We start from the raw sequence: 24,549 nt of genomic DNA on the forward strand, positions 1-24,549 counted from the left end.
TTTTTAAGTCCTGTTATCAGCCGATATGGGCTTTGTAGGCGGCGTCATCCATGAGGCCGGCGAGCTGGCCTTCGTCGGCAAGCTTCATCTTCCACAGCCAGCCGTCGCCGGTCGCCGCCGAGTTGACCAGCGACGGGTCCGAGGACAGTGCGCCATTGGCGTCGGTGATCTCGCCATCGACCGGCGCATAGACGTCGGAGGCCGCCTTGACGGATTCGACAACCACGGCCGTATCGCCCTTGCTCAGCTTCGTGCCGATTTGAGGCAGTTCGACGAAGACCAGATCGCCAAGCTGTTCCTGCGCATAGTCGGTGATCCCGACGGTGGCGATGCCGCCCTCGACGCTCAGCCATTCGTGATCTTGTGTGAAATAGGTTTTTGCCATCGGGATTATCCTTTGCGGTAGCGATGAGGAGTGAAGGGCAAGGAACTGATATCGATCGAGATTTTCGTCCCGCGAACGTCGGCGAACAGTTTCGTGCCGGGCTTGGCCAGAGCTGTCGGGACGTAGCCCATGGCGACAGGGTGGCCGACCGAAGGGCCGAAGCCGCCTGAGGTGACATGGCCGGCCGGATTGCCGTCGGCGTCGAACAGGGCAGCACCGGCGCGCACCGGTTGGCGGCCGTCCGGCTTCAGGCCGACGCGCTTTTGCGCCGCGCCACGCTCCAGGATCGCCCGCAAGGCGTCGGCGCCGATGAAGGATCCGCTGGCACGGAGATCCTTGGGAATCGCCCACATCAGGCCGGCGCCAGCGGGGTCGATTTCCGGCGTGATGTCCTGGCCATGCAGGCACAGCCCGGCCTCCAGCCGCAGCGAGTCGCGTGCGGCTAGGCCGATCCACAACACGCGCTCGTCCTCAAGCAATTTCGCAACCAAAGCCCGCGCATCCGCTTCCGGCAGGCCGATCTCGAATCCGTCCTCGCCGGTATAGCCGGAGCGGCTCATGAACCAGTTCTGCTTCGGCTCGATGCCGTGCATGAACAGCAGCGAGCCGGTCTCGATGCCGGCACGGGACAAGGCAGCCCAGGCTTCGGGTCCCTGGATGGCGAGAAAGACGCGGTCAAGCGCCTCGACCTTCACATCGAAATCCGCCGCCAGCGCGCGCAAATGCTTCTCGTCCTCGGCAGCATTGCCGGCATTGGCGACCACCATGAACCTGGTATCGCCGAGCCGGGTGACGATCAGGTCGTCGATGATCCCGGCGGCCTCATTGAGGAAAAAGGTGTATTTGGACTGCGAAATGTCGAGCGCGCCGGCATCGAGCGGGCAGGCGCGGTTGAGCAGGGCGCCGGCGCCGGGGCCGCTGACTTCGAACAGCTTCATATGCGAAATGTCGAACAGGCCGGCATGTTCGCGGGTGTGGAGGTGCTCCTTCATCACGCCGGCCGGATAGGTCAGCGGCATCGACCAGCCGGCAAAGGCGCCAAAGCGCGCGCCGGCGGCGGTGTGCAGGTCCTCGAGGGGAAGGTGTTTGGTATCGTCGCCCGTCATGTCATCTCCAGAGTCGCACGCAATCGGCCGCTGCTGGCGACCAGTCCGTGCCCCTCTGTCTGAAGCCTGAGAGACTCGCGCAACCGGAACTCTGTCGGCGACGCTTACACCTTCGGCGCGGGGGCAAGCCCCGACTTTCCAGAGTGTCTTTCCCGTCTACGGTTCTTTTGCCTGAGAGATTTCGGGCGATTTCCCCTTCGGCGGCAGCTCGCGCTGCTCTCTCCCGCAAACAGGTAGGACTCAGACCCTGAGCCCTCGACGCGCCATCCATAGCTTGTCGGCGACACGTTGTCACCTGGCAGCGACATCTTCCTGACAAGTCTTCGCTAACCACGCCGTTTGCCGGTTTTTCAAGACACTGCTGATAGTTTGGCCGGTAGTTGGGTTAGCACGACGGACGGGGACTGACAGATGGGCGAACGGATCGGGAGCGCACCGGTGGCGGGGCTGGCCTCTAAAGACCGCATCATGGCGGAAGACGTCGTCATGTTGCGCCGCGAAGTGTTCGCCGATGGCGTGGTGAGCCGTGGTGAGGCCGAGGCGCTGTTCGCGCTTGACGCCACGGCCAGGGACAAATCCCCGGAATGGCCTGAATTCTTCGTCGAGGCCGTCACGGATTATATCGTCCACCAGGAAAAGCCGGCGGGCTACATTTCCGAGGACAATGCCGACTGGCTCATCAGGACGATCTCGCGTGACGGCATGGTCGACAGTCTCACTGAGCTGGAGCTGCTGGTGCATGTGCTGGAAAAGGCGAAATCATCGCCCGGCCGGCTGTCCGCCTATGCGCTGGAGCAGGTCGCCAATGCGGTAGTCGACGGCAAGGGACCGCTGATGCTCGGCGGCGCCCTGGTTCCCGGACTGGTCGCCAAGGCCGAAGTCGATCTGTTGCGCCGCATCCTCTATGCCTATGGCGGCGACGGTAACATCGCCATCACGCGCACTGAGGCCGAGGTGCTGTTCAGGATCAACGAGCAGACTGCGGCGGGCGACAATGATCCGTCCTGGAACGAACTGTTCGTCAAGGCGCTCGCCAATTTCGTCATGTGTTCGGCCGGCTACGAGGCGCCGACGCGCGAGGCTGCCTTGCGCCGCGATGCCTTTTTCGAGCAGGCCGAGCCGGAGGTTAGCGGCTTCTTCAGCCGCATGGTGTCGGGCGGCCTTGCCGGCATCATGGAGGCCTATCGTTCGCCAGGCGACATAGAGGCCGAGTGGGAATCGAAGAACCGGGCCGCCGAGGCGCTCGCCCGCCGCGCCGAGACGATCGACGCCAGCGAGGCGAAATGGCTGGCCGAGCGCATCGGCGCCGACCGCCCGCTGCATGACAATGAACGCGCGCTGCTGACGCTGATCAAGCACGCCTCGCCGGAGATCCATCCGGCGCTCAAGCCACTGCTGGACAAGGTCGGGTGAACTCAGGCTCGCTCAAATGCCGCCATACCAGTCGTAGCCATTGTCTTCCCAATAGCCGCCGCGGCCGCCGCCGACAGCGGCAAAACTGTCTACGAGTTCTATTTTGTAGAGGTATTTCGGCATCTTGTAGCCGAGCTGGCGCTCGACGCGCACGCGCAGCGGCGCGCCGTTTTCGACCGGCAGCGGCTTGCCGTTGAGGCCATAGGCGAGGATCGTCTGCGGGTGGCGGCCGTCGATCAGGTCGATGCTGCCGTAATATTTGATCTCGCCGGAGAGGCTGCGGTCGATCGTGTCGAGGCAGTGGAACATGACGTAGCGCGCCTCAGGCTTGACGACAGCCTGATCCAGCACCAGCGACAGCGGCGTTCCGGTCCATTTGGCGATGCAGCTCCAGCCTTCGACGCAGTCATGCCGGGTGATCTGGGTGCGGCTCGGCATGTTCTGCAGCTGCTCGCGGCTGAGCGACAGCGGCTTTTCGACCAGGCCCGTCACTTCCAGCCGCCAATCGGCGAAATTGTTGGCGAGCAGGCCTTTGTAGGTGTCGTCGTCGGGCGCGGTCACGCCATTCGGCCGCTGCGGCTGGCGGATGTCGGCCTCGGAAAATTCCGGCGCCAGCGCGTCGCGACCGGCCAGCAGGCGCTGCGCGCGATAGGTCAGGCCATTGGCGTTTTCGAGGAAGCTGCGCAGGCCGTCGCCCATGCCGAGCTGGCTATCAAAGGCATCGCAGCCCGACAGCATGATGCCGGAAACACCGAGGCTGGCACCGGTCAGGAATTTGCGGCGGCTGATCTGGAATTTGGCCATGTCAGAGGCTCCTCTCGGCGGATTTGTCGTCATGCGTGGGAGGATCGGTGCGGTACCAGCCGGTGATGATCGAGCGCAGTTCGTTGATCGGGCCGGCAGCAAGGATCATCAGCATGTGGATGATGAAAAACCCGACCAGCAGCACCATCACCGTGAAATGGATGGTGCGCGCCGTCTGCCGGCCGCCGAGCACCTCGTTGAGCCAGGGCAGCACCGAGTTCATGCTCGGCGACATGGCAAGACCGGTGATGATCATCAGCGGCAACAGCACGAACAGCACGCCGCCATAAGCCATTTTCTGCAGCGTGTTGTATTCACGGGTGTGGTGAAACCTGAGCTTGGCGTGGTCGATAATGTCCTGCGGCAAGCGCTTGAGGTCGTCCAGGCGCGGAGCCAGATCACGGCGCAGGTGGCCATTGACCAGGCTGGCGACCAGCCAGACGACCAGGGTGGTAGTCAGTATCCAGGCAAAGAAGAAATGCACGACGCGGGCGGTGCCGAGGTCGTAGTAGGACGGGATCGTCGCCCAGGACGGGAAGGCGCGCGAGGTCTCCTGGCCGGCCGGTCCCGACCAGCCGAGCACGCCGGTGGTGTCGAAGCGATGGCCGAAGATCTCGGTATAGCCGCGCGGACCGGTCGTGGTGTTTTCGGCGCCGATGGCAAAGACAGTGTTGTTGTATTCGAAGCCGGATTGCTTGCCGATGTAGAGCTGCGGGCGGGCGTTGAAGATCTGCAGACCGGACAACAGCATGAAGAATAGCGAAATCGCCCACAGCCAGTGCGTCAGACGCGTCCAGCGCGATTGCCGGTAGATCAGTGTCGTCTCCTTCGGCGTAGTGGCGTCAGCCGCGATGCTGGGCTGGGTCATGGCAACGGATTCCATGTTTCCTGGTCTCCTGGCTGCGCGATCTCGCGCTTGTCGTTCTCCTCCCAATACGTCCCTATCGAAAGCGATGTTTCATGCGATCACGTTTTTATTACGAGCACGTTTTTGATACGGGGACGGATTGCTATGGGTTGCCGAGGCTGACGGCGAGATTGACGACGGCAGCGACGATGACGGTGTTGAAGAAGAACGACAGGATCGAATGGACAAGCACGACGCGGCGCATGTGTGAGGTCGTGATCGCCGTGTCGGCGGTCTGCGCGGTCATGCCGATCACCGTCGCGAAATAGAGAAAGTCCCAGCCATCCGGCCGTTTGCTGCCGGGAAAATCGAGGCCGCCGACCGGCATCTTCTTCTTGGTTTCGGCATCGATTGCGTCGCCGTCCATCCAGTAGACATGAGCATAGTGAAGCGCCGCCAGGGAGTGGATGGTGAACCAGCCAAGCGGGATCGACAACATCGCGATGCCAAGCTCGAAGGGGTCGCGGTCCTTGTGGTTGATCAGCTGGAACAAAAGGACGATGGCGATGCTGACGACACCCAGCGTAATGGCAAAGATGCCCAGCACCGGCAGGTCGACCTCGCGCGCATTCTTGCTGAGATAGCGACCGGACAGCAGCGGCATCTTGGCGAGGACGAGTGCGATGAAGACGACGAAGAAGGCGTCGGCAGCGATCGAGACGGAATAGGCAAGCGGCAAGCCCGCGATCAGCGCGATAACCAATGCCGGCAGACCGACGCATGCCGACACCAGGAATTGCTTGTGCCGGTGCAGCGGGTTCGTGATGGGGATGTCTGTTGCCATGGTCCGGCCTCGGGCGCCGTTTTATTCCGGTGTGACGGATTTCAGCGCGAGCCGCAAGATACGGTCGAGTTCGCCCAGGAAGCGCGAGCGGTCCTGCGGCGCAAAGCTGGCATTGTAGCCTTTGCTCTCGCCGGTCTCGCGCAAATGCTGCTTTAAATCGCGCATCGCCACCGCCATGCCGATGGTTTCGGGCGTGAAAGGGCGACCGGTTGGCCCAAGCACATGGGCGCCCAGCGCCACCGCGCGGGCGGCAAGCGGAATGTCGGCGGTGATCACGATGTCGTTGGATTTCGCGTTGTCGACAATCCAGTCGTCGGCGGCGTCAGCACCCTTGGAAACGACGACGTTGCGGATCATCGGATCGCGCGAGGGGCGAAGCCCGCCATTGGAGACGTAAGTGACGACGACGCCATGGCGCTCGGCGACCTTTTCGACCTCGGCCTTCACCGGGCAGGCGTCGGCGTCGACGTAGATGGCGGGTGCGGGCATTGTCTCTCCAAAACGAACATGGGGCCGGCATATTACCCGGCCCCATGCCAGAAATCTCGTTTTTGTCAGGCCGGCAGCGCGCCCGACTTCTTCGCCGTCCAGGTGGCGATATAGTCCATCAGACCGGGGTTGAGGCAGTCATAAGGCTCGAGCCCGATCGACCTCAGCTGGCCGCGGATGCCGTCCATCCGCTTGGGGTCGACACCGGATTCGATGATCGACGACACGAAAGCGGTGAAGCCTGGCGGTGACCAGCCGTCCTCCTCGAAACGCTCCGGATGGATGAAGGTCAGGCCCTTGAACGGGTGATCGCGCTCGACTGGGCCATGCATGTGGACGCCACAGCCGGTGCAGGCATGGCGCTGGATGAGCGCTGAGGGATCGACCACCTTCAGCTTGTCGCCGTTCTCGGTGACGGTGACGTCGCCGGTGCCGGCGACCGCCACGACCGAGAACACCGCGCCTTCTGGTTTCCAGCACTTCGTGCAGCCGCAGGCGTGGTTATGGGCGATCTGGCCCTTGACCTTTACCTTCACCGGCTTGCTGGTGCAGGCGCAGACCAGCGTGCCGCCGGTAAAGCTCGCGCTTTCCTTGGGCAAGCCATTGTCGATTTTCGGATGCAGTTTTTCAGGCATTTTCTTCCTCCCTTGTTGAACCCGTGCAACTTCAGTCGCTGGCCTTCGGTCGGCGGCTTTTCTCCTCAGTAAACGACGACGCTCCGGATCGACTTGCCTTCGTGCATCAGGTCGAAGCCCTTGTTGATGTCTTCCAGCTTCAGCAAATGGGTGATCATCGGGTCGATCTGGATCTTGCCGTCCATGTACCAGTCGACGATCTTCGGCACGTCGGTGCGGCCGCGCGCGCCGCCGAAGGCGGTGCCCATCCAGGTGCGGCCGGTGACCAATTGGAAGGGTCTGGTCGAAATCTCCTGGCCGGCGCCGGCGACGCCGATGATGACCGACTTGCCCCAGCCGCGATGCGAGGCTTCCAGCGCCTGGCGCATCACCTTGGTGTTGCCGGTGCAGTCGAACGTGTAGTCGGCGCCGCCGATCTGGTCGGCGCCGCGCTTGGTCATGTTGACGAGGTGAGGGACGATGTCGCCGTCGACCTCCTTCGGATTGACGAAATGCGTCATGCCGAAGCGCTCGCCCCAGGCTTTCTTGTCGTTGTTGAGATCGACACCGATGATCATGTCGGCGCCGGCCAGCTTCAGGCCCTGGATGACGTTCAAGCCGATGCCGCCGAGGCCGAAGACGACGGCGGTTGCGCCTTGCTCGACCTTGGCCGTGTTGATGACGGCGCCGATGCCGGTGGTGACGCCGCAGCCGATGTAGCAGATCTTGTCGAAGGGAGCGTCCGGATTGACCTTGGCGACCGCGATCTCGGGCAGCACGGTGAAGTTCGAGAAGGTCGAGCAGCCCATATAGTGGAAGATCTTGTCCTTGCCGACCGAGAAGCGCGACGAGCCGTCCGGCATCAGGCCCTGGCCCTGCGTGGCGCGGATGGCGGTGCACAGATTGGTCTTGCGCGACAGGCAGGACGGGCACTGGCGGCATTCCGGCGTATAGAGCGGGATGACATGGTCGCCCTTCTTGACCGACGTCACGCCCTTGCCAACGTCGACGACGACACCGGCGCCCTCGTGGCCGAGGATCGCAGGGAACAGGCCTTCCGGATCGGCGCCCGAGAGAGTGAACTCATCAGTATGGCAAATACCGGTCGCCTTGATCTCGACCAGCACCTCGCCCTCGCGCGGTCCGTCGAGGTCGACCTCCATGATCTCCAGCGGCTTTCCGGCGGCGACAGCGACTGCGGCGCGAGTTTTCATCGGACAATTCCTCCCATGCGATTTTGGCTCCAAGGTTTCAGGTTTTGGCCGCTCCAGCAACTGCCAGATGAGGCAAAATGCCCGCTTTCTTGACGCAGATAGCACACCATCGGCCAATAAGCTGACCGGGTCGGGAAAGGGTCGGTTATGCTTGCCAATCTGCTGCTTGCGGCACTCTTCGATGTGCTGACATTTCTGGTCCATGCTGCCGGGCTGATCATGCTCACGCAGCTTATCACCTATCTGCTGGCCCATCCGTTGCTGAACGGCAGCCACGCGGAAAAGGTGGTTGCGCTGGTGGTGCTGGCGCTCGGCATGTTCGCGCTTGTCTGCGTCGAACTGGCGCTTTGGGCCACCGGAATGGTGGCCGTCGGCGCGTTCGCAGAGTTCGACACTGCCTTCTATTTCTCTACATCGGCCTTCGCCACGATCGGCTTCACCGATGTGGCGCCGCTGGCCAAGTGGCGGCTGCTGGCGGCGATGGAAGGCATCACCGGCTTCCTGATCATGGGCTGGTCGGCCGCCTATCTCGTCACATCAGGCATTCGCTTCGGTCCGTTCGAGCGCGACAAGCATTTTTGAAACGGCGCCTTGGAGCATGCTTTTGCCATGCGTATGCCGCCACTTGAGCCACAACCGGTTAGTCCATAGAACAGGACGGCTTCGCCGGAGGAACGACGTCTGCATGTTCACGAAAATCCTGATCGCCAATCGCGGCGAGATCGCTTGCCGCGTCATCAAGACGGCGCGCAAGATGGGCATCGCCACGGTTGCAGTCTACTCCGACGCCGATCGAGACGCCGTGCATGTCGAAATGGCCGACGAAGCCGTGCATATCGGGCCGTCGCCCGCCGCGCAAAGCTACCTCCTGCCTGAAAAAATCATCGCTGCCTGCAAGGAAACAGGCGCGCAGGCCGTGCATCCCGGCTACGGCTTCCTGTCGGAGCGGGCCGCCTTCTGCGAAGCGCTAGAGGCCGAGGGCATTGTCTTCATCGGTCCGAAACCCAAAGCGATCAAGGCGATGGGCGACAAGATCGAATCGAAGAAGTTCGCCAATGCGGCCAAGGTTTCGACGGTACCCGGCTGGCTTGGCGTCATCGAAAATACCGACCATGCCGAAAAGATCGCCGGCGAGATCGGCTATCCCGTGATGATCAAGGCCTCGGCCGGCGGCGGCGGCAAGGGCATGCGCATCGCCTGGAGCCAGTCGGAAGTGCGCGACGGCTTCGACCGGGCGCGTTCGGAAGCCAAAAGCTCGTTCGGCGACGACCGTGTCTTCATCGAGAAATTCGTCGTCGATCCGCGCCATATCGAAATCCAGGTGTTGGCCGATGCGTATGGTACCGCGCTCTACCTCGGCGAGCGCGAATGCTCGATCCAGCGCCGTAATCAGAAGGTGGCGGAAGAGGCGCCGTCGCCTTTCCTCGATGCCAAAACCAGAAAGGCGATGGGCGAGCAGGCCGTGGCTCTCGCCAAGGCGGTCGACTATCAGAGCGCCGGCACCGTCGAGTTCATCGTCGATGCTGAAAAGAACTTCTATTTCCTTGAAATGAATACACGATTGCAGGTCGAGCATCCGGTGACGGAGCTCGTGACCGGCATCGATCTGGTCGAGCAGATGATCCGCGTTGCCGCCGGCGAGAAGCTCGCGATCAAGCAGAGCGACGTCAAGCTGAACGGCTGGGCGGTGGAAAGCCGGCTCTATGCCGAGGATCCCTATCGCAACTTCCTGCCGTCGATCGGCCGGTTGACGCGCTATCGGCCGCCGGAGGAGGGCAAATCAGGCGATGTCGTCATCCGCAACGACACCGGCGTCACCGAGGGCTCCGAGATTTCGATGTTCTATGACCCGATGGTGGCAAAGCTCTGCACCTGGGCGCCGACGCGTATCGAGGCAATCGATGCCATGTCGGAAGCGCTGGACAGTTTCGTCGTCGACGGCATCGAGCACAACATCCCGTTCCTGTCGGCGCTCATGCAGCATCCGCGCTGGCGCGAAGGGCGGATATCGACCGCTTTCATCGCGGAGGAATATCCTGACGGCTTCGCGCCGATCGTAGCCAACGCTGACGAAAAAGCAGTGCTGGCGGCAATTGCCACCGCGGTCGAGCTTCTGCGCCGCGACAGGCTCGACCGGCTGGGCGGACGGCTGGCGCCGCATTCGGGTGTGCTCAAACGCGACTGGGTGGTGAAGATCGGCGAGGATTATCTTTCCGCCTCGGTCCTGGAAGGCATGGTCTCCGTCCCGATGGAAATCGACCTGTCGGTCAATGGTGGCAAGCCGCTGACGGTGACTTCCGACTGGCGGCCGGGCGATCTGATCTGGCGCGGTCATGTCGGCGCCCGCAAGGTTACGGCGCAGATCAGGCCGCTGCCGAACGGCTTGCGCATCGCCTGGAAAGGCATGTCGGTGAACGCACGCGCCATGCTGCCGCGCATAGCGGAGTTGGAACGGCTGATGCCGGAAAAGGTGGCGCCGGACACGTCGAAAATGCTGCTTTGCCCGATGCCGGGGCTGGTTGTGTCAATCGCGGTTGCGGAGGGGCAGGAGGTCAAGGCCGGCGAGACACTAGCAGTTGTCGAAGCGATGAAGATGGAAAACGTGCTGCGCGCCGACCGTGATCTGACCGTCGCCAAACTCAACGCCAAGCCGGGCGACAGCCTGGCTGTGGACGCAGTGATCATGGAATTCGTCTAAGCAGGCTGGAATGCTGTGGTCGGCGGTCGTTTGTGCTGGACTGGTATCGCGCCGTCCCGGACAATACATCTCCATCGACTCAAAGCCTTAGGCAGCGCGAGAAATCATGGCGGATGACAGACTTCCACGCGATCCCCTGAAGCGCGAAGCAGCGATCGCTGCTGCGCGCCCGGAGGCACCGGCGCGGCGGTTCATCCATCTGCGCGTGCATTCGGCCTATTCGCTGCTTGAAGGCGCCTTGCAGCTCGGCGCCGTTGTCGGCCATGCCGTCAAGGACGAGTGCCCGGCCATCGCCGTCACCGACACCAACAATCTATTCGGCGCGCTGGAATTCGCCCAGAAGGCGGTGAAGGAAGGTATCCAGCCGATCATCGGCTGCCAGATCGATCTCGCCTTTTCGGGCGAGACCAGCGATGCGCAGCGCGACCGCCGCCGCCATGGTCCGGATATGCACCCCGTGGTGCTGCTCTCCGCCACCGAGGCCGGCTACGGCAATCTGGTCAGGCTGGTCAGCCAGGTCTATCTGGAGACGCCACCGGGCGAGGCCGTGCATCTGACGTCAGCAATGCTTGAGGGCCATAGCGATGGCCTGATCTGCCTCAGCGGCGGGCCGCGCGGGCCGATCGGCCGGGCTCTCAAGGAAGACCGCCGCGATCTTGCCGAAGCGAGGCTGCTTGCTCTCAAGGCGCTGTTTGGCGACCGGCTCTATGTCGAGCTGGACCGGGTTTCCGGCTATGACCGCATGATCGAGAAATCATCGGTCGATCTTGCCTATACCCATGACCTGCCGCTTGTCGCCACCAATGAGGCGTTCTTCTCCGCCCGCGACGACTATGACGCGCATGACGCGCTGATCGCCATTGCCGAAGGCTCAGTCGTTGCCGCCGACAACCGCCGCCGCCTGTCGCCGGACAATTTCCTGCGCAGTCAGGCCGATATGGCACGGCTGTTCGCCGATCTGCCGGAAGCGATCGACAACACCGTCGAAATCGCGCTGCGCTGCTCCTATTATCCCAAGACCCGCAACCCGATCCTGCCGCGCTTTACCGGGGGCGATGTCGCCGACAATGAGGTGGCGCTGAAGGCCGAGGCCGACGAACTGCGCCGCCAGGCCCATGAAGGGCTCGATGCGCGGCTGGCGGCGCATGGACCCACTGCCGGCTATACCGTCGAGCAGTATCGCGAGCGGCTCGATTTCGAGCTTTCCATCATCGAGAAGATGAAATTCCCCGGCTACTTCCTGATCGTTGCCGACTTTATCAAGTGGGCCAAAGCGCAAGGCATTCCGGTGGGGCCGGGCCGCGGTTCGGGCGCGGGATCGCTGGTCGCGTATTCGACCACCATCACCGACATCGACCCGCTGCGCTTCTCCTTGCTGTTCGAGCGCTTCCTCAACCCCGACCGCGTGTCGATGCCCGACTTCGACATCGATTTCTGCCAGGACCGGCGCGAGGAAGTCATCCGCTACGTCCAGCAGAAATACGGCCGCGATCAGGTGGGGCAGATAATCACCTTCGGTACGCTGCAGGCACGCGCCGTGCTGCGCGACGTCGGCCGCGTCTTGCAGATGCCTTACGGCCAGGTCGACAAGCTCTCCAAGATGGTGCCCCAGAACCCGGCCAATCCGGTCAAGCTCGCGGATGCCATCGCCAACGAGCCGCGCTTTGCCGAGGAGGCGGAGAAAGAGCCGATCGTCCAGACGCTGCTCGACATGGCGCAGAAACTGGAAGGCCTCTACCGCCACGCCTCGACGCATGCCGCCGGCATCGTCATCGGCGACAGGCCGCTGTCGGAACTGGTTCCGATGTACCGCGATCCGCGCTCGGACATGCCGGTCACCCAGTTCAACATGAAATATGTCGAGCAGGCCGGGTTGGTGAAGTTCGACTTCCTCGGCCTGAAGACGCTGACGGTGCTGGAGACGGCGGTGAAGCTGATCCGCCGCCGCGGCATCGAGATCGACCTGGCGACGATCCCGCTCGACGATCCCGACACCTACGCCATGCTGTCGCGCGGCGAAGTGGTCGGCGTGTTCCAGGTGGAAAGTGCCGGCATGCGCAAGGCGCTGATCGGCATGCGGCCCGACTGCATCGAGGACATTATCGCGCTGGTGGCGCTCTACCGTCCCGGTCCGATGGAGAACATCCCAACCTACAACGCCAGAAAGCATGGCGAAGAGGAGATGGCCTCGATCCACCCCAAGATCGACCATCTGGTGAAGGAGACGCAAGGCGTCATCGTCTATCAGGAACAGGTGATGCAGATCGCGCAGGAGCTGTCGGGCTATTCGCTCGGCGAAGCCGACCTGCTGCGCCGAGCCATGGGCAAGAAGATCCGCGCCGAGATGGACAAGCAGCGCGAGCGCTTCGTCTCCGGTGCCGTCGAGCGTGGCGTCGGCAAGCCGCAGGCCGACTTCATCTTCGACCTTTTGGCGAAGTTCGCCGACTACGGCTTCAACAAATCGCACGCCGCGGCTTACGCCGTGGTTTCCTACCAGACCGCCTATCTCAAGGCGCACTACCCGGTCGAATTCCTGGCGGCGTCGATGACGCTCGACATGGGCAACACCGACAAGCTCGCCGATTTCCGCCAGGATGCGCTGCGCCTCGGCATCGAGGTGGTGGCGCCGTCAGTGATGACCAGCTTCCGCAATTTCGAGGTCGGCGAGAACCGCATCTATTATTCGCTTGCCGCGCTGAAAGGCGTCGGCGACGCGGCGGTCGAGCACATCGTCGCGATGCGCGGCGAAAAGCCGTTCAAGAACCTCGCCGATTTCTGCGAGCGGGTCGACCCGAAGATCGTCGGCAAGCGGGTCTTCGAAAGCCTGATCATGGCCGGCGCGCTGGATTGCTTCGGCCATGACCGCGCCCAGATGATGGCCGGCGTCGAACGGATGATGGGGTTGGCCTCGCTGGCGCAGCAGAACGCAATTTCGGGCCAGCACGACATTTTCGGCGCGTCGCTCGGCGCGCAGCAGCAGGCGCTCAATTTGCCGCCGACCGATCCATGGCTTGCAGCGGACCGGCTGCACCGCGAATTCCAAGTGGTGGGCTTCTATCTCTCGGCGCATCCGCTCGACGAGTACAAGGCGGCTTTGCAGAAAATGCGGGTGCAAAACTGGGGCGAGTTCTCGGCCGCGGTCAAACGCGGTGCCGCCGCCGGGCGGCTTGCCGGCACGGTCACCACCAAGCAGGAGCGCAAGACCCGCACCGGCAACAAGATGGGCGTCATCGCTTTTTCCGACACATCTGGCCAGTATGAGGCCGTGCTGTTTTCAGAGGGGCTGGCGCAATATCGCGACCTGCTCGAGCCCGGCCGTTCGGTGGTAATCACCGTTTCGGCGGAGGACCGGCCGGAAGGCGTCAATCTGCGCATCCAGACGGTGCAGTCGCTGGAGGACGAGGCAAGCCGTATCCAGAAGGCGCTGCGCATTTTCGTGCGCGATGCGGCCCCGATCGGTATGCTGGCCGGCCAGTTGGCGGTGAAGGGGGAGGGTCAGGTCAGCTTCGTGCTGATCAAGGAGGCCGGTCAGGGCGAGGTAGAGATCGAATTGCCCAACCGCTATCGCATCTCGCCGCAGATCGCCTCTGCGATGCGCGCTGTGCCGGGTGTGGTGGAAGTCGAACTCGTCTAGGCTGCGCTGATATTCAGGCGATGCCGACGGCAATCACATGACATTGCGGCCGATAGGGCCAGCGTGCCCCGCATGGTTGAAGTGAAGCTCCTTTGAACCACATGCGTTGAGCACGAACTTCAAAGGAACGCACAATCATGCCCAGCCGCGAACGCGTCGAAGCTTTCCTCAAGGAGGTGGTCAAAGGCAGCCATGTCAAGGCGATCGCCGACTTCTATCATGACGATGCCACCATGCAGGAGAATCTCGGCGTCCCGCGGCGCGGCAAGGAAATGCTGATGGCGCGCGAGCAATCGGTTTTGGACCAACTCCAGAAGATGCACACGCATCCCGTCCAGACTTTCCTGGTCGACGGCGACAACGTCGCCATCCGCTGGACATTCGACAAGACCGACAAGGATGGTGTCGTCCAGCGGCTGGAAGAGGTGGCGCTGCAGCAGTGGCGCGGTGATCGGATCGCCAAGGAGCAGTTCTTCTACGATACGGCGACCGCCTGGGGCGTTGTCGGGCCCGATGGCACGGTGCAACGCTGACGACGTCCCTTGGCCACTGGACGGCTTGCGCGCCGGACGCTACGCAATCGCGATGAAAGAGCATGACAAGGACGGATCGCAGCAAAGCTCTGTTGTGGCGGGGCTGCGTGACAGGCTGCGCAAGCTCTATCACGGGCGCACGCCGGCGGCGTTCCGGTTTCAGCTGGCGGCTGTCATCATCGACCTCGCCATCATCGCCTTTTTCGTTGCTACGCCGGTGCTCCAAGACAAGCCGTCATTCCTGTGGCTCGACTATACCGTCGCCGCCCTGGTCGCCGCCGATTTGATTGCCCGGCTGCTCGCCTCCAACGATATGCTGCGGCTGATGAAACAGCCGACCTCATGGGTCGATATCTTCATCCTGTTGACGCTGCTGATGCCGACGACGTTCGCAAATCTGGCGTTCCTGCGTATCCTGCGACTGTGGTCGCTGTCGCGCAGCGGCTCGTTGTGGCGACATTTTGAAATGCGCGGACTGAGGCCCTGGCGCGAGGCGAGCCACGCGGTCATCAACCTTTTGACGTTCCTGTTCGTCATCACCGGTTTCGTCTACACCTTCTTCTTCCGCACCGGCGCGGGCCTCGAGAACTATATCGACGCGCTGTATTTCACCGTCGCCACGGTGACGACCACCGGTTTCGGCGACATCGTGCTGCCGGGGATCGCCGGCAAGCTGACCGCAATCGTCACCATGATCATCGGCATATCGCTGTTCGTCAGGCTGGCGACGGCGATCTTCCGCCCCGCCAAGGTGTTCTTTCCCTGTCCGCAATGCGGCTTGCAGCGGCACGAACCGGACGCAGTGCATTGCAAGGCCTGCGGGCATCTCCTCAACATCCCCGACGAAGGAAGCTGATTGGCGGCAGTGCTATGACGTAGCGACTTCCGCTGGTTGCGGCGCCTTGCGCTGCAGGTTGAGCAGGTTGCCCAGCAGGATCAGCAGGGCGCCGCCGGCGGTGAAGGCGTCGATCTGCTCGCTGTAGAGCAGCCAGCCGATCAGCGCCGATAGCGGCACGCGCAAAAAGTCCATCGGTGAGATCACGGTCGCGTCGGCATAGGCGAGTGCGCGGGCCATGCAGAAATGCGAAGACATGCCGGTGAAGGCGATCAGGGCGATCCACGGCCAGAGTTCCGGTGGCGGGTTGCGCCATTCGCAGAGCGCCGGGATCAAGCCGACCACGGACTGGATGATCAGCATCCAGAAGATGATGCGCACGACGCTGTCGGTGCGCGTCAGCGACTTCACCATGACCACCGAAATGCCGAAGCAGACCGCGGCGCCGAGCACGATCAGGTGCCCCGGATCGACGGCGCCAACGCCGGGCCGCACGATGATCACCACGCCGATCAGCCCCAGCGCGATCGCCGCCAGCTTGGGCCGCGACAGCCTTTCGCCGAGGAAGCCGACCGCGAGCAGGGCCGTCCAGATCGGCGTCGTGAATTCGATCGAGATCAGCACGGCCAGCGGGATCAACGTCAATGCGTAAAGCCATGCCGCCTGGCCGGTATAGTGGATGATGTTGCGGGCGAGATGGGCGACGGGGCGCTGCGTGCGCATCGCCGCAAAGCCGCCGCTCATCATCACCAGCGGCAACAGGATGAAAAAGCCGATCACCGAGCGCAGTTCCAGCACCTGGAAGACGTTGAGCTCCGCGGTGGTGGCGCGGCCGGCGACCGACATCGCCAGGAACGAGGCGATCGACAGCACCATCCAGAAGGCGGCTCTAGGGATCGATGGGGAAGGGGCCATAGGCGCTATGTCGCAAGCCGGGACTTCTATCGCAACCGCTAGGCGACGCATTCGACTGGGCCAGACCCGTTGCAAAACAGCCAAGCAGGAAGTGGAACCTGACACGACGGCAGGCGTTGGTTCCCGATATTGGCCAATTCCTGGACGCATTGTTCTTCAACATCAACGGGGGAGAGATACCAATGAAATCATTCGCGCGATTTCTGCTATCCGGCTGCCTGACAACTGCGAGCGGGGCGGCCCAAGCCGACGAGGCGGATTTTCTCAGCTCCCTGCAGGGCAATTTCTCAGGCAAAGGGACAGTCAAGGTCACCACCGACGCACCGACTGTGAATGTGTCCTGCACCTTCAATTCCGACGCGACGTCGACCTCATTGTCGCTTGACGGCAACTGCCGCGGTCTGATCGTGGTGACGCGCGCGATCAGCGCGGATCTGAAGGCCAGCGGAGCGAAATACACCGGCGTCTATGTCGGATCGCGTACCGGGCCGGCACAGCTCGCCGGCAGCCGCTCGGGCAACGCGATCAATCTCGGCATCAGCTGGGCGACGGAGGTCAATGGCGATCGCAAGGCGCGGTTGACGGTCGAGAAAACCAGCGGCGACGGAATGCGGTTGACCGTTACCGACGTCGATCCGAAAACCGGCAAGAGCGTGGTGACGAGCCGCATCGATCTGCAGCGCATCTAAGCCGATTACTCCTCGATCGGCTCCGGCGGGTTGGCGTTGCGGCCCTTGCCGAAGGTGTAGCCGGTTTCCACCGCCTTCTTGCCGAACTTGTCGCGCAGCGTGTCGATGGCGCTTTCGGCCATGGCTCGCTTGCGCGAGCCGACATCGACGAGATCGGGCGGGTCGGCCTTCCCCTCGTCCGAGAGGTCGCTGACGCCGATGCCGAGCAGCCGGTACTTCGTCCCGTCCGCCTCCTTGCGCAACAGGTCGAGGCCGGTCTGGAAGATGCGGTCGGCCAGCCTTGTCGGGTCGCCGAGCTGGCGGTTGCGGGTGCGCAGCTTGAAGTCCTGCGTCTTCAGCTTCAGCACCACGGTGCGCCCGGCAATGCCTGACTTTTTCAGCCGCGCCGATACCTTTTCAGACAGTCCTCGCAGCACCGGAACCAGCTCGTCCATGTCAGCTATATCAGTGTCGAAAGTGGTTTCGGCCGAGACGCTTTTTGCATCCTGATCGGGGTCGACACGGCGGTCGTCCTGGCCGCGCGACAGATGGTAGAGCCGGGTGCCCATCACACCATAGCGGCGCATCAGATCGGCGCGCTCCATGCGCTGCAGCTGGGCGATGGTGCGGATGCCGTCGCGTTCCAGCGTTGCGGCAAAAGCCTTGCCGACGCCCCAGATCAGCGTCACCGGCTGCTCGGCGAGAAAACCCAGCGCCTCGGCCTCACCGATCACCGAAAAGCCGCGCGGCTTGCGGAAATCGGAGGCAACCTTGGCCAGGAACTTGCAGTAGGAGAGGCCGGCCGAAACGGTGATGCCGATTTCCCTTTCGACGGTCAGCGCAAAGCGCGCCAGCACCACTGCCGGCGGCATGCCGTGCAGGCGCTCGGTGCCGGCAAGGTCGAGAAACGCCTCGTCGATCGAGAGCGGTTCGACCAGCGGTGTCAGTGCCTGCATCAGCGCGCGCACCTCGCGGCCGACGCGGACATATTTTTCCATATTGGGCGGGATGACGACCGCCTCCGGACAGGCTTCGAGCGCCTTGAACATCGGCATTGCCGAGCGCACGCCCTTGATGCGGGCGATGTAGCAGGCGGTGGAGACGACGCCGCGCTTGCCGCCACCGATGATCAGCGGCTTATCCTTCAGCGCCGGGTTGTCGCGCTTTTCGATCGCTGCATAGAAGGCGTCGCAATCGATATGGGCAAGATGCAGACGGTAGAGTTCGGGATGACGGGCGAGCCGGGGACTGCCGCAGCGCTCGCAGCGTCTGACATCGCTGCGCTGAAAGGTCAGGCAGTCGCGGCAAAAACCGTGCTCGGGATTGTTGACAGGGGCCGCCATCGCTGCGAACATAAAGAGAACAGATGCAATGGTACGTCAGGACGGAAGCCGCCACAAGCGGTTAACCGGGAGAGAACTCATGAGCACGACCATAGCGCCGCTGAAGCCCGACCTATGGGCGGATTTCGAGGATCTTTTCGGCAAGCAGGGCGCCTGTTACGGCTGCTGGTGCACCTATTTCAGACAGGCGCCGGCGGCGCGGCGCGCCAGCGACAAGCAGCGCAACAAGGATCTTATCAAGGCGCGCATCGAGGCCGGGCCGCCGCCGGGGCTTTTGGCTTTCGAGGACGGCCAGGCGGTCGGCTGGATGCAAATCGGCCCACGCGCCGACGTGCCCGAATGGAACAATCGGGGCAGGGGTTCGGCGCCGGTCGATCCGTCCGACGCCACCGATCCCGGCGTGTGGGCGATCTCCTGCTTCTTCATTCGCGCCAGTGCGCGCGGCAGGGGCATCAGCCATCGCTTGGTCGAGGGCGGCATCGCCTTTGCCCGCCAGAACAGAGCGCGGGTGGTCGAGGCCTGTCCGATCGATGTGTCGCGCGATTCGCGTTCGATCGGTCTGTTCGTCGGCTCGTCGCGTGTGTTCGAAAAGGCCGGCTTCGAGCGGCTTGTCGAACGCAAGGCCGGCCGGCCGCTGATGCGGCTGGTCCTGTAGCAGGCGGCCAGCTATCCCATGGGTCTTGTCTTGCGGCTGTGATGGTATTTCCCTACCAGTGGCAGAAACGGTTTTGACGGCCGCAATAGAGTGGAGGATCGATATGAAGCGCGTTTTGCCATTTGTTTTGCTTCTTGCCTGCAGCGCACCTGCGCTTGGCCAGACGGTCGATAGCCAGGGCGCCAAGCAGCTCACCGATGACCTTTCCCGCTATGTCGGCAAACAGGCGCTCAATGAAGGTATTTTGAAGGTCTCTGCCGAAGGGAGCACCTACAAGATCACTTTCGATATGAAGGCGCTTGCGGCGAAGATGCCGAAGCAGGATCTAGCGAAGTTCGATTTCCCGCCCGTCACGTTACTGGTCAAACCCCGGGGCGATGGAGGCTGGGACGTCTCCTCGGATTTCTCTACAACCGGTTCCGTCGAGGTAAATGGCCCGGATGGGCCGAACAGCGCGCAAATCGCTGTCAAGGACGGCAAGTTCACAGGCGTGTATGACCCGGAACTGGGGGCATTCGTCGACGGCGGAAGTTCCATAGCGGGCATGACGATGACGTCACGCCAACCCAGGCAACTAACAGATTTGAGCGTTGGGCCGGGCTCTTCCAAGTTTACCGCCAGCAAATCTCCCGATGGCGGCGTCGACCTTAACGTGACACAGGCGATGGCCGACTTCGTCGAAACAGTCAAAATCGACGACCGGGCAGTCGCAGCGCTCAAGGCACCCGAACTCGCTGTGAACGTGACTGCCAAAGCCATTCGGACCAAGCCGCTTCTGGACCTTTTGGCATTCGCCGTTGCCCATGAAGACGAAGCGCGGCTCAAAGCCGATCAAGCAGAACTCAAAACGCTTCTGCTCGGAGCCTTGCCGCTATGGGAACGGATCGACGGGACCTACACATTCAAGAAACTCGCCATTGAAACATACGTCGGCAATTTCGGTGCGGCGCAGCTGGACACTGTGGTCGGCATGGACGGCATCGCCAAGGACGGCAAGATCAATTACGCCTTCAAGGTTTCCGGCCTGACCGTACCGCAGCAGATAGTACCCGGCTGGAGCGTTGCTTTGCTGCCAACGGATATCGACCTGAATTTCGGCGGCGCCAACATCGATCTCGACAGCATGGCCAAGAAGACCATCGAAACCCTTGATTTCAGCAAGGATCCACCGCTGCCGGCGGACTTCGGCGACGAGATCTCCGCCGATTTCCTGGCCAAGACACCAAAATTCGTTCTCGGACACAGCACGGTCAGGAACGGCAGCATCGTGATCGCGATGGAAGGCGAGATGACCTTCCCCGGCAAGAAGCCGGACGCTAATGTGACCATCGACGTCACCGGCTACGACAAGATTGTGGCGAGCCTGCAGGAGGCGGCGAAGACGGACCCACAGGCGTCGCAGGCTTTCACCGGGGCGCTGGCCATCAAGGGTTTCGCCAAGACGCTGCCGGACGGCCGTATCGAATGGGTGATCAATGCCATGCACGATGGGTCAGTGACGGTCAACGGCGCCATGCTGAAGGGCCCCGATCCGGTCATGGAAGACGGCGCCGGTCAGGGTACGAGCCCTGGCGATGGCAATAGTGGCGGCGCAGGGGCGAAGTTGCAGCCCTGATCCCCAGAGCGGTTCAGCGTTTCACGGAATCGCTGAGCCGCTCTAAGTATTTGTTTTTACGCAATTCCGGACGGAAAACCGTTACACACTTTTCCTGGAATTGCTCTAGGCTCGGAAGCGCTTGGGCTTAAAGCCCGAGCGCGCTGGCGATTTTCGGCGCGGCGTCGCGCCAGTCCTCGACCGAGACGATGTCGTCGGGCACCGGCGGCAGGTAGGCGCGCAGCGAATTGTCGGCCATCAGATGGAACAGGTGCGCATCGGCCACGGAATTGCGCGCTGAGATGAGGTTGGCGGGCTGGTCGTCGACAAAGGCCACGGGCCGCCCTTTGCTGCCGCGCAACTTGGCCACCGCCGGTCCCTTGGCCATCTCGGTGGTCAACAGTGGATAGGGCAGCCCGAGCGCATCGAGATGGGCGCGGCGCGCCGCGCGATGGCGGTGCGGCATGGCGGTCAAAAGGACGATTTCGGCGCGGTCGCCGAGACTGGCAAGCGCTTGTTCAGCGCCGTCGGTGACGCTTTGCCAGTCGGCCTGCGCGTCGAAGAAATCGCCAAGCAGTGCCGTCACCTCCGGCTGTTCGATCAGCCGGCCGCTCGCCGTTTCGGCGATGTTGCCGGTGAGGCGGAAGGAGGCCAGCGTGAGCCCAAAACCGCGCGATTTCAGGAAATGCGGAAACGGCCGGATGAATTCGAGCACGACATCATCGACGTCGAGGATCAGCAGAGGCCGGTCGTCGGCTGCAAGTTCGGCGATCTGGCGTGCCGTCTCGGGATCGTCGCTCATATCGAATGCTCATGGTCGTCGCCGCCAAGCGGCAGCGCGCGCAACGCCTTGCCGACGGCAGCCGGCGGGGTGCCAGTTTCCTCGGCAAAGCGCAGCAAGGTCGGCTCGTGGGCCAGGATGAACTGCAGGACGCCAGCAAGGAATCCCGGTTCGGCTGCGGCGCGCCGGATAGCAGACGCCTCGATGCCGGTGATTGCCAGGAAGCGCGGCAGGAGTTCGGGGTCGGCGGCGACGAAGCCCAGTGCCTTCACTGCAATGGTTTCCGCCTCCTCGCGCATTGACGCTGCGTTTGCCATCATTACCTTCTGGTTTGCGGAAATGAGTCTCTTTTCCGCAGTAATGGCAAGCGTCGCTTGCGGCAAGCCACCGCCCCAATCCAATGTGGTTTTCGAGGTGGAATCCGAAGGGCTTTTACAGCTGCGGGTTTCCGTTTCGTCAATCATATTGTCGTAGAGTGAAGGAGGGTTTGGTGCTCCGACAAGGGCGCATGACGGCGGGTTTCAGGCAGAAGCCCGGCCGGGACGGGAAATCGATGCCTAAGAAGGTGATGATCGTCGAGGACAATGAGCTCAATATGAAGCTCTTTCGGGACCTCATCGAAGCCAGCGGTTACGAGACGGTGCGCACGCGCAACGGCCTCGAGGCGCTCGATCTGGCGCGCCAGCACCGGCCGGACCTGATCCTGATGGATATCCAGCTGCCGGAAGTGTCAGGCCTGGAAGTGACGAAATGGCTGAAGGAGGATGACGACCTCCGTTCCATTCCGGTGATTGCCGTCACCGCCTTCGCCATGAAGGGCGACGAGGAACGTATTCGCCAAGGGGGCTGCGAGGCCTACATCTCCAAGCCGATCTCGGTGCCGCGTTTCATCGAAACCATCAAATCCTATCTGGGTGACGCCTGATGCCAGCACCCATTCCAGCCGGAGCCTTGTGAAATGACTGCGCGGATTCTCGTCGTCGACGACATCCCTGCCAATGTGCGGCTACTGGAGGTTCGGCTGCTGGCCGAATATTTCGAGGTGCTGGCCGCCTCCAACGGGCTGGATGCGATCGAGACCTGCGAAAACGGCAAGGTCGATGTCGTGCTGCTGGACGTGATGATGCCCGACATGGACGGGTTCGAGGTCTGCAAGCGGTTGAAGAGCGATCCGGCGACTTCGCATATACCGGTGGTCATGATCACCGCGCTCGACCAGGTTTCGGACCGGGTGCGCGGCCTCGAGGCCGGCGCCGACGATTTCCTGACCAAGCCGGTCAACGATTTGCAGCTGATGACGCGGGTCAAGAGCCTGGTCAGGCTGAAGTCGCTGACCGACGAGTTGCGTCTGCGCGCCTCGACCACCCGCAACATCGGCATCGAGGCGCTGTTGAGCCGCAGCTTCACGTCCGAGGACGCGACGCCGAAGGTGTTGTTGATCGACGAGCGCAAATCCTCCTTCGAACGCGTCCAGAAAATGCTGCGGGGCAGCGCCGAGCTCGACATTGCCACCGACCCGCATGCCGGTTTCTTCCAGGCTGCCGAGGCGCCATACGAATGCGTGCTGATCTCGACCGGTTTTGCCGATTTCGATCCGCTGCGGCTATGCTCGCAATTGCGTTCGCTCGATCGCACCCGCTTCCTGCCGATCATCCTGCTTGCCGAGGAAGGCGAGGAGGGCCGCATCATCCGCGGCCTCGAACTCGGCATCAACGACTATCTGATGCGGCCGATCGATCAGCAGGAGCTGATGGCGCGGCTGCGCACGCAGGTGCGCCGCAAGCGCTACAACGACCAGCTGCGCGCCAGCGTCACCCAGACCATCGAGATGGCGGTGACCGACGGGCTGACCGGGCTGCACAACCGGCGCTACCTCGACAGCCATCTGCAGACGCTGTTCGACCGCGCTGTGGCTCGGCGGCGGCCTCTGTCGGTGATGATCACCGATCTCGATCGCTTCAAGACCGTCAATGACGCGCATGGCCACGATGGCGGCGACGACGTGCTGCGCGAATTCGCCCGGCGGCTGCGCAAGAATGTCAGGGGCATCGACCTCGCCTGCCGCTTCGGCGGCGAGGAATTCGTCGTGGTGATGCCGGACACGGACGGCGCGGTGGCGGAAAAGGTTGCCGAGCGCATTCGCGCCGAAATCGCCCAGTTGCCGTTTGCCATCGGCCATGAGGGCAAGACCATCGAGGTCACGGTCAGCGTCGGCGTGTCGTCGGTTCTGAACGGTGCGGACACGGTCGCGGCGCTGATGAAGCGCGCCGACGTGGCGCTCTACGAGGCCAAAAGCGGCGGCCGCAACCGCGTTGTCGCCAAGGCGGCGTAGGCTGGACCGCCGATTATGCAGTCAACCGGGCAGGGTTAGGAATTTACCTTAATCCAAACGATTCGGGAGGCTTGGTTAAGAAACTATTGATTTTCCAGCGTTGTTGCGCAAATGTGCGGTGCAAGAACAAAGGCGATGCGGGCGCGAGGATAGACAGCCGCATCGAGCCGAAGATACCCCATGATGCTCAGGTCCGCCGCATCTCCTGGGTCCGTGGGGTCGGCCGGCCGGCGCTGGCACATAGTGGCCTCCTCGTACCGCTGCCATACGCCGACCGGCCCCCTTTTTTCGCCAAAAATCACTCGAATCCCGCGTCAGGCTGCGGAGGCTTCCGGCCTTTCAGAGCCTACAAAACAAAAACGCCGCCCCAAGGGACGGCGTTTTTAAGAACGTATAGAAACCAGATTACTTGATCTTGGTTTCCTTGAACTCGACGTGCTTCTTGGCGACCGGATCGTACTTGCGGAAGGACAGCTTGTCCGTCTTGGTACGGCTGTTCTTGCTGGTCACGTAGAAGAAACCGGTGTCGGCGGTCGACAGAAGCTTGATCTTGATGTTTGCGGCTTTGGCCATTGTATCAGTCCGTTATGTTCGTGGGGTTTTGGCCGCTGGAGCGGGGGAAAACACCCGGACGCGGGAAACTTGGCGCGACACATAAAGAACGTGCCCGGAAAGTCAAGCCCGGCGCACCAGCTGTGTCGTAAGCACACGAGTTGTCCGGATTAGGTAGCACGCGAGTTGTCCGGTTTTATCGCCAGCGAATGGAGGCTGGGGATGAAGCGGGCAGCATGGCTACAGGACCGGAGAATGCAGAAGTTTCGGGATGTTTTGAGCCGCTGGAATGG

General features: G+C 62.5%; 24 protein-coding genes and 1 riboswitch. Of the genes, 11 read left to right on the forward strand and 13 right to left on the reverse strand.

Annotation, left to right across the window (positions count from 1 at the left end; translation table 11 throughout):
* Positions 1-16: 16 nt before the first annotated feature.
* The gene (gene gcvH / locus AC04SG_RS16640) at positions 17-385 is read right to left on the reverse strand and encodes a glycine cleavage system protein GcvH (RefSeq protein ID WP_112564620.1); all 369 of its coding nucleotides are present in this window, start codon (positions 383-385) and stop codon (positions 17-19) included.
* A gap of 5 nt (positions 386-390) precedes the next feature.
* Positions 391-1,491 (reverse strand): glycine cleavage system aminomethyltransferase GcvT, encoded by a 1,101-nt coding sequence (gcvT, locus tag AC04SG_RS16645; protein WP_488551912.1) that lies wholly within the window; start codon positions 1,489-1,491, stop codon positions 391-393.
* Between the two features lie 149 nt (positions 1,492-1,640).
* Positions 1,641-1,727, reverse strand: a riboswitch (glycine riboswitch).
* Positions 1,728-1,902: 175 nt separating this feature from the next.
* On the opposite strand from gcvT, the gene AC04SG_RS16650 reads away from it, so the two are divergent.
* The gene (locus AC04SG_RS16650; RefSeq protein ID WP_488551913.1) at positions 1,903-2,904 is read left to right on the forward strand and encodes a hypothetical protein; all 1,002 of its coding nucleotides are present in this window, start codon (positions 1,903-1,905) and stop codon (positions 2,902-2,904) included.
* Between the two features lie 12 nt (positions 2,905-2,916).
* Here the strand turns inward: AC04SG_RS16650 and AC04SG_RS16655 are convergent, their stop codons facing one another.
* The 6 genes from AC04SG_RS16655 to AC04SG_RS16680 all read right to left on the reverse strand — a co-directional run bounded on the left by AC04SG_RS16655 (position 2,917) and on the right by AC04SG_RS16680 (position 7,716).
* Positions 2,917-3,708 (reverse strand): molybdopterin-binding protein, encoded by a 792-nt coding sequence (locus AC04SG_RS16655; protein ID WP_488551914.1) that lies wholly within the window; start codon positions 3,706-3,708, stop codon positions 2,917-2,919.
* A 1-nt stretch (position 3,709) separates the two neighbouring features.
* Positions 3,710-4,576, reverse strand: a complete 867-nt coding sequence (locus AC04SG_RS16660) for a cytochrome b/b6 domain-containing protein (protein WP_488551915.1) — start codon at positions 4,574-4,576, stop codon at positions 3,710-3,712.
* 142 nt (positions 4,577-4,718) lie between these two features.
* A complete protein-coding gene (locus AC04SG_RS16665) occupies positions 4,719-5,399 on the reverse strand; it encodes a DUF1345 domain-containing protein (protein WP_488551916.1) in 681 nt (226 codons plus the stop codon).
* Positions 5,400-5,420: 21 nt separating this feature from the next.
* The gene (locus AC04SG_RS16670) at positions 5,421-5,888 is read right to left on the reverse strand and encodes a YaiI/YqxD family protein (RefSeq protein WP_488551917.1); all 468 of its coding nucleotides are present in this window, start codon (positions 5,886-5,888) and stop codon (positions 5,421-5,423) included.
* 65 nt (positions 5,889-5,953) lie between these two features.
* Positions 5,954-6,523 carry an S-(hydroxymethyl)glutathione synthase gene (gfa, locus tag AC04SG_RS16675; protein ID WP_488551918.1) on the reverse strand — a complete coding sequence of 190 codons (570 nt, stop codon included), beginning with the start codon at positions 6,521-6,523 and terminating at the stop codon, positions 5,954-5,956.
* A 65-nt stretch (positions 6,524-6,588) separates the two neighbouring features.
* Positions 6,589-7,716 carry an S-(hydroxymethyl)glutathione dehydrogenase/class III alcohol dehydrogenase gene (locus AC04SG_RS16680; RefSeq protein WP_203279409.1) on the reverse strand — a complete coding sequence of 376 codons (1,128 nt, stop codon included), beginning with the start codon at positions 7,714-7,716 and terminating at the stop codon, positions 6,589-6,591.
* 147 nt (positions 7,717-7,863) lie between these two features.
* Here AC04SG_RS16680 and AC04SG_RS16685 point away from each other — a divergent pair, with 147 nt between their 5' ends.
* The 5 genes from AC04SG_RS16685 to AC04SG_RS16705 all read left to right on the forward strand — a co-directional run bounded on the left by AC04SG_RS16685 (position 7,864) and on the right by AC04SG_RS16705 (position 15,437).
* A complete protein-coding gene (locus AC04SG_RS16685) occupies positions 7,864-8,298 on the forward strand; it encodes an ion channel (protein WP_488551919.1) in 435 nt (144 codons plus the stop codon).
* A gap of 103 nt (positions 8,299-8,401) precedes the next feature.
* The gene (locus tag AC04SG_RS16690; protein WP_488551920.1) at positions 8,402-10,414 is read left to right on the forward strand and encodes an acetyl-CoA carboxylase biotin carboxylase subunit; all 2,013 of its coding nucleotides are present in this window, start codon (positions 8,402-8,404) and stop codon (positions 10,412-10,414) included.
* Between the two features lie 106 nt (positions 10,415-10,520).
* Positions 10,521-14,048, forward strand: coding sequence for a DNA polymerase III subunit alpha (dnaE, locus tag AC04SG_RS16695; RefSeq protein ID WP_488551921.1), 3,528 nt, complete (start codon positions 10,521-10,523; stop codon positions 14,046-14,048).
* A 137-nt stretch (positions 14,049-14,185) separates the two neighbouring features.
* Positions 14,186-14,581 carry a nuclear transport factor 2 family protein gene (locus tag AC04SG_RS16700; protein ID WP_477238438.1) on the forward strand — a complete coding sequence of 132 codons (396 nt, stop codon included), beginning with the start codon at positions 14,186-14,188 and terminating at the stop codon, positions 14,579-14,581.
* Positions 14,582-14,633: 52 nt separating this feature from the next.
* Complete coding sequence (locus AC04SG_RS16705) at positions 14,634-15,437, forward strand: potassium channel family protein (RefSeq protein ID WP_488551922.1); 804 nt, start codon at positions 14,634-14,636, stop codon at positions 15,435-15,437.
* A gap of 12 nt (positions 15,438-15,449) precedes the next feature.
* Here the strand turns inward: AC04SG_RS16705 and AC04SG_RS16710 are convergent, their stop codons facing one another.
* Positions 15,450-16,331, reverse strand: a complete 882-nt coding sequence (locus AC04SG_RS16710; RefSeq protein WP_488551923.1) for a DMT family transporter — start codon at positions 16,329-16,331, stop codon at positions 15,450-15,452.
* Positions 16,332-16,513: 182 nt separating this feature from the next.
* Here AC04SG_RS16710 and AC04SG_RS16715 point away from each other — a divergent pair, with 182 nt between their 5' ends.
* Positions 16,514-17,020 (forward strand): hypothetical protein, encoded by a 507-nt coding sequence (locus AC04SG_RS16715; RefSeq protein WP_488551938.1) that lies wholly within the window; start codon positions 16,514-16,516, stop codon positions 17,018-17,020.
* A gap of 5 nt (positions 17,021-17,025) precedes the next feature.
* Here the strand turns inward: AC04SG_RS16715 and AC04SG_RS16720 are convergent, their stop codons facing one another.
* On the reverse strand, positions 17,026-18,354 hold the full coding sequence (locus tag AC04SG_RS16720) for a DNA polymerase IV (RefSeq protein WP_488551924.1): 1,329 nt from the start codon (positions 18,352-18,354) through the stop codon (positions 17,026-17,028).
* Between the two features lie 67 nt (positions 18,355-18,421).
* Here AC04SG_RS16720 and AC04SG_RS16725 point away from each other — a divergent pair, with 67 nt between their 5' ends.
* Complete coding sequence (locus tag AC04SG_RS16725) at positions 18,422-18,997, forward strand: GNAT family N-acetyltransferase (protein ID WP_488551925.1); 576 nt, start codon at positions 18,422-18,424, stop codon at positions 18,995-18,997.
* Positions 18,998-19,100: 103 nt separating this feature from the next.
* On the forward strand, positions 19,101-20,612 hold the full coding sequence (locus AC04SG_RS16730) for a hypothetical protein (protein ID WP_488551926.1): 1,512 nt from the start codon (positions 19,101-19,103) through the stop codon (positions 20,610-20,612).
* 127 nt (positions 20,613-20,739) lie between these two features.
* Here the strand turns inward: AC04SG_RS16730 and AC04SG_RS16735 are convergent, their stop codons facing one another.
* Together AC04SG_RS16735 and AC04SG_RS16740 are read right to left on the reverse strand one after the other, a co-directional pair.
* Positions 20,740-21,393: a hypothetical protein gene (locus AC04SG_RS16735; protein ID WP_112564587.1), complete on the reverse strand. Its 654-nt coding sequence runs from the start codon at positions 21,391-21,393 to the stop codon at positions 20,740-20,742.
* Positions 21,390-21,689: a DUF3572 domain-containing protein gene (locus tag AC04SG_RS16740; protein ID WP_192258736.1), complete on the reverse strand. Its 300-nt coding sequence runs from the start codon at positions 21,687-21,689 to the stop codon at positions 21,390-21,392. The genes AC04SG_RS16735 and AC04SG_RS16740 overlap by 4 nt, the downstream gene beginning before the upstream one ends.
* Before the next feature lie 236 nt (positions 21,690-21,925).
* Between AC04SG_RS16740 and AC04SG_RS16745 the strand changes: the two genes are divergently transcribed.
* A complete protein-coding gene (locus AC04SG_RS16745) occupies positions 21,926-22,297 on the forward strand; it encodes a response regulator (protein ID WP_142864985.1) in 372 nt (123 codons plus the stop codon).
* Positions 22,298-22,330: 33 nt separating this feature from the next.
* Positions 22,331-23,704, forward strand: a complete 1,374-nt coding sequence (locus AC04SG_RS16750) for a PleD family two-component system response regulator (RefSeq protein WP_488551927.1) — start codon at positions 22,331-22,333, stop codon at positions 23,702-23,704.
* Positions 23,705-24,109: 405 nt separating this feature from the next.
* Here the strand turns inward: AC04SG_RS16750 and rpmG are convergent, their stop codons facing one another.
* Complete coding sequence (rpmG, locus tag AC04SG_RS16755) at positions 24,110-24,277, reverse strand: 50S ribosomal protein L33 (protein ID WP_006201775.1); 168 nt, start codon at positions 24,275-24,277, stop codon at positions 24,110-24,112.
* Between the last annotated feature and the right edge of the window lie 272 nt (positions 24,278-24,549).

This window comes from Mesorhizobium sp. CNPSo 4684, assembly GCF_057784315.1.

Bases quoted from the DNA above. Each gene is read 5' to 3' on its own strand.
- AC04SG_RS16710 (WP_488551923.1), bottom strand. From the start codon at position 16,331: ATGGCCCCTTCCCCATCGATCCCTAGAGCCGCCTTCTGGATGGTGCTG.
- AC04SG_RS16670 (WP_488551917.1), bottom strand. From the start codon at position 5,888: ATGCCCGCACCCGCCATCTACGTCGACGCCGACGCCTGCCCGGTGAAG.
- rpmG (WP_006201775.1), bottom strand. From the start codon at position 24,277: ATGGCCAAAGCCGCAAACATCAAGATCAAGCTTCTGTCGACCGCCGAC.
- AC04SG_RS16665 (WP_488551916.1), bottom strand. From the start codon at position 5,399: ATGGCAACAGACATCCCCATCACGAACCCGCTGCACCGGCACAAGCAA.
- AC04SG_RS16690 (WP_488551920.1), top strand. From the start codon at position 8,402: ATGTTCACGAAAATCCTGATCGCCAATCGCGGCGAGATCGCTTGCCGC.
- AC04SG_RS16685 (WP_488551919.1), top strand. From the start codon at position 7,864: ATGCTTGCCAATCTGCTGCTTGCGGCACTCTTCGATGTGCTGACATTT.
- AC04SG_RS16705 (WP_488551922.1), top strand. From the start codon at position 14,634: ATGAAAGAGCATGACAAGGACGGATCGCAGCAAAGCTCTGTTGTGGCG.
- AC04SG_RS16720 (WP_488551924.1), bottom strand. From the start codon at position 18,354: ATGTTCGCAGCGATGGCGGCCCCTGTCAACAATCCCGAGCACGGTTTT.
- AC04SG_RS16655 (WP_488551914.1), bottom strand. From the start codon at position 3,708: ATGGCCAAATTCCAGATCAGCCGCCGCAAATTCCTGACCGGTGCCAGC.
- AC04SG_RS16725 (WP_488551925.1), top strand. From the start codon at position 18,422: ATGAGCACGACCATAGCGCCGCTGAAGCCCGACCTATGGGCGGATTTC.
- AC04SG_RS16715 (WP_488551938.1), top strand. From the start codon at position 16,514: ATGAAATCATTCGCGCGATTTCTGCTATCCGGCTGCCTGACAACTGCG.
- gfa (WP_488551918.1), bottom strand. From the start codon at position 6,523: ATGCCTGAAAAACTGCATCCGAAAATCGACAATGGCTTGCCCAAGGAA.
- dnaE (WP_488551921.1), top strand. From the start codon at position 10,521: ATGGCGGATGACAGACTTCCACGCGATCCCCTGAAGCGCGAAGCAGCG.
- AC04SG_RS16745 (WP_142864985.1), top strand. From the start codon at position 21,926: ATGCCTAAGAAGGTGATGATCGTCGAGGACAATGAGCTCAATATGAAG.
- AC04SG_RS16680 (WP_203279409.1), bottom strand. From the start codon at position 7,716: ATGAAAACTCGCGCCGCAGTCGCTGTCGCCGCCGGAAAGCCGCTGGAG.
- gcvH (WP_112564620.1), bottom strand. From the start codon at position 385: ATGGCAAAAACCTATTTCACACAAGATCACGAATGGCTGAGCGTCGAG.
- AC04SG_RS16660 (WP_488551915.1), bottom strand. From the start codon at position 4,576: ATGACCCAGCCCAGCATCGCGGCTGACGCCACTACGCCGAAGGAGACG.
- AC04SG_RS16650 (WP_488551913.1), top strand. From the start codon at position 1,903: ATGGGCGAACGGATCGGGAGCGCACCGGTGGCGGGGCTGGCCTCTAAA.
- AC04SG_RS16700 (WP_477238438.1), top strand. From the start codon at position 14,186: ATGCCCAGCCGCGAACGCGTCGAAGCTTTCCTCAAGGAGGTGGTCAAA.
- AC04SG_RS16735 (WP_112564587.1), bottom strand. From the start codon at position 21,393: ATGAGCGACGATCCCGAGACGGCACGCCAGATCGCCGAACTTGCAGCC.
- AC04SG_RS16750 (WP_488551927.1), top strand. From the start codon at position 22,331: ATGACTGCGCGGATTCTCGTCGTCGACGACATCCCTGCCAATGTGCGG.
- AC04SG_RS16740 (WP_192258736.1), bottom strand. From the start codon at position 21,689: ATGGCAAACGCAGCGTCAATGCGCGAGGAGGCGGAAACCATTGCAGTG.
- AC04SG_RS16730 (WP_488551926.1), top strand. From the start codon at position 19,101: ATGAAGCGCGTTTTGCCATTTGTTTTGCTTCTTGCCTGCAGCGCACCT.
- gcvT (WP_488551912.1), bottom strand. From the start codon at position 1,491: ATGACGGGCGACGATACCAAACACCTTCCCCTCGAGGACCTGCACACC.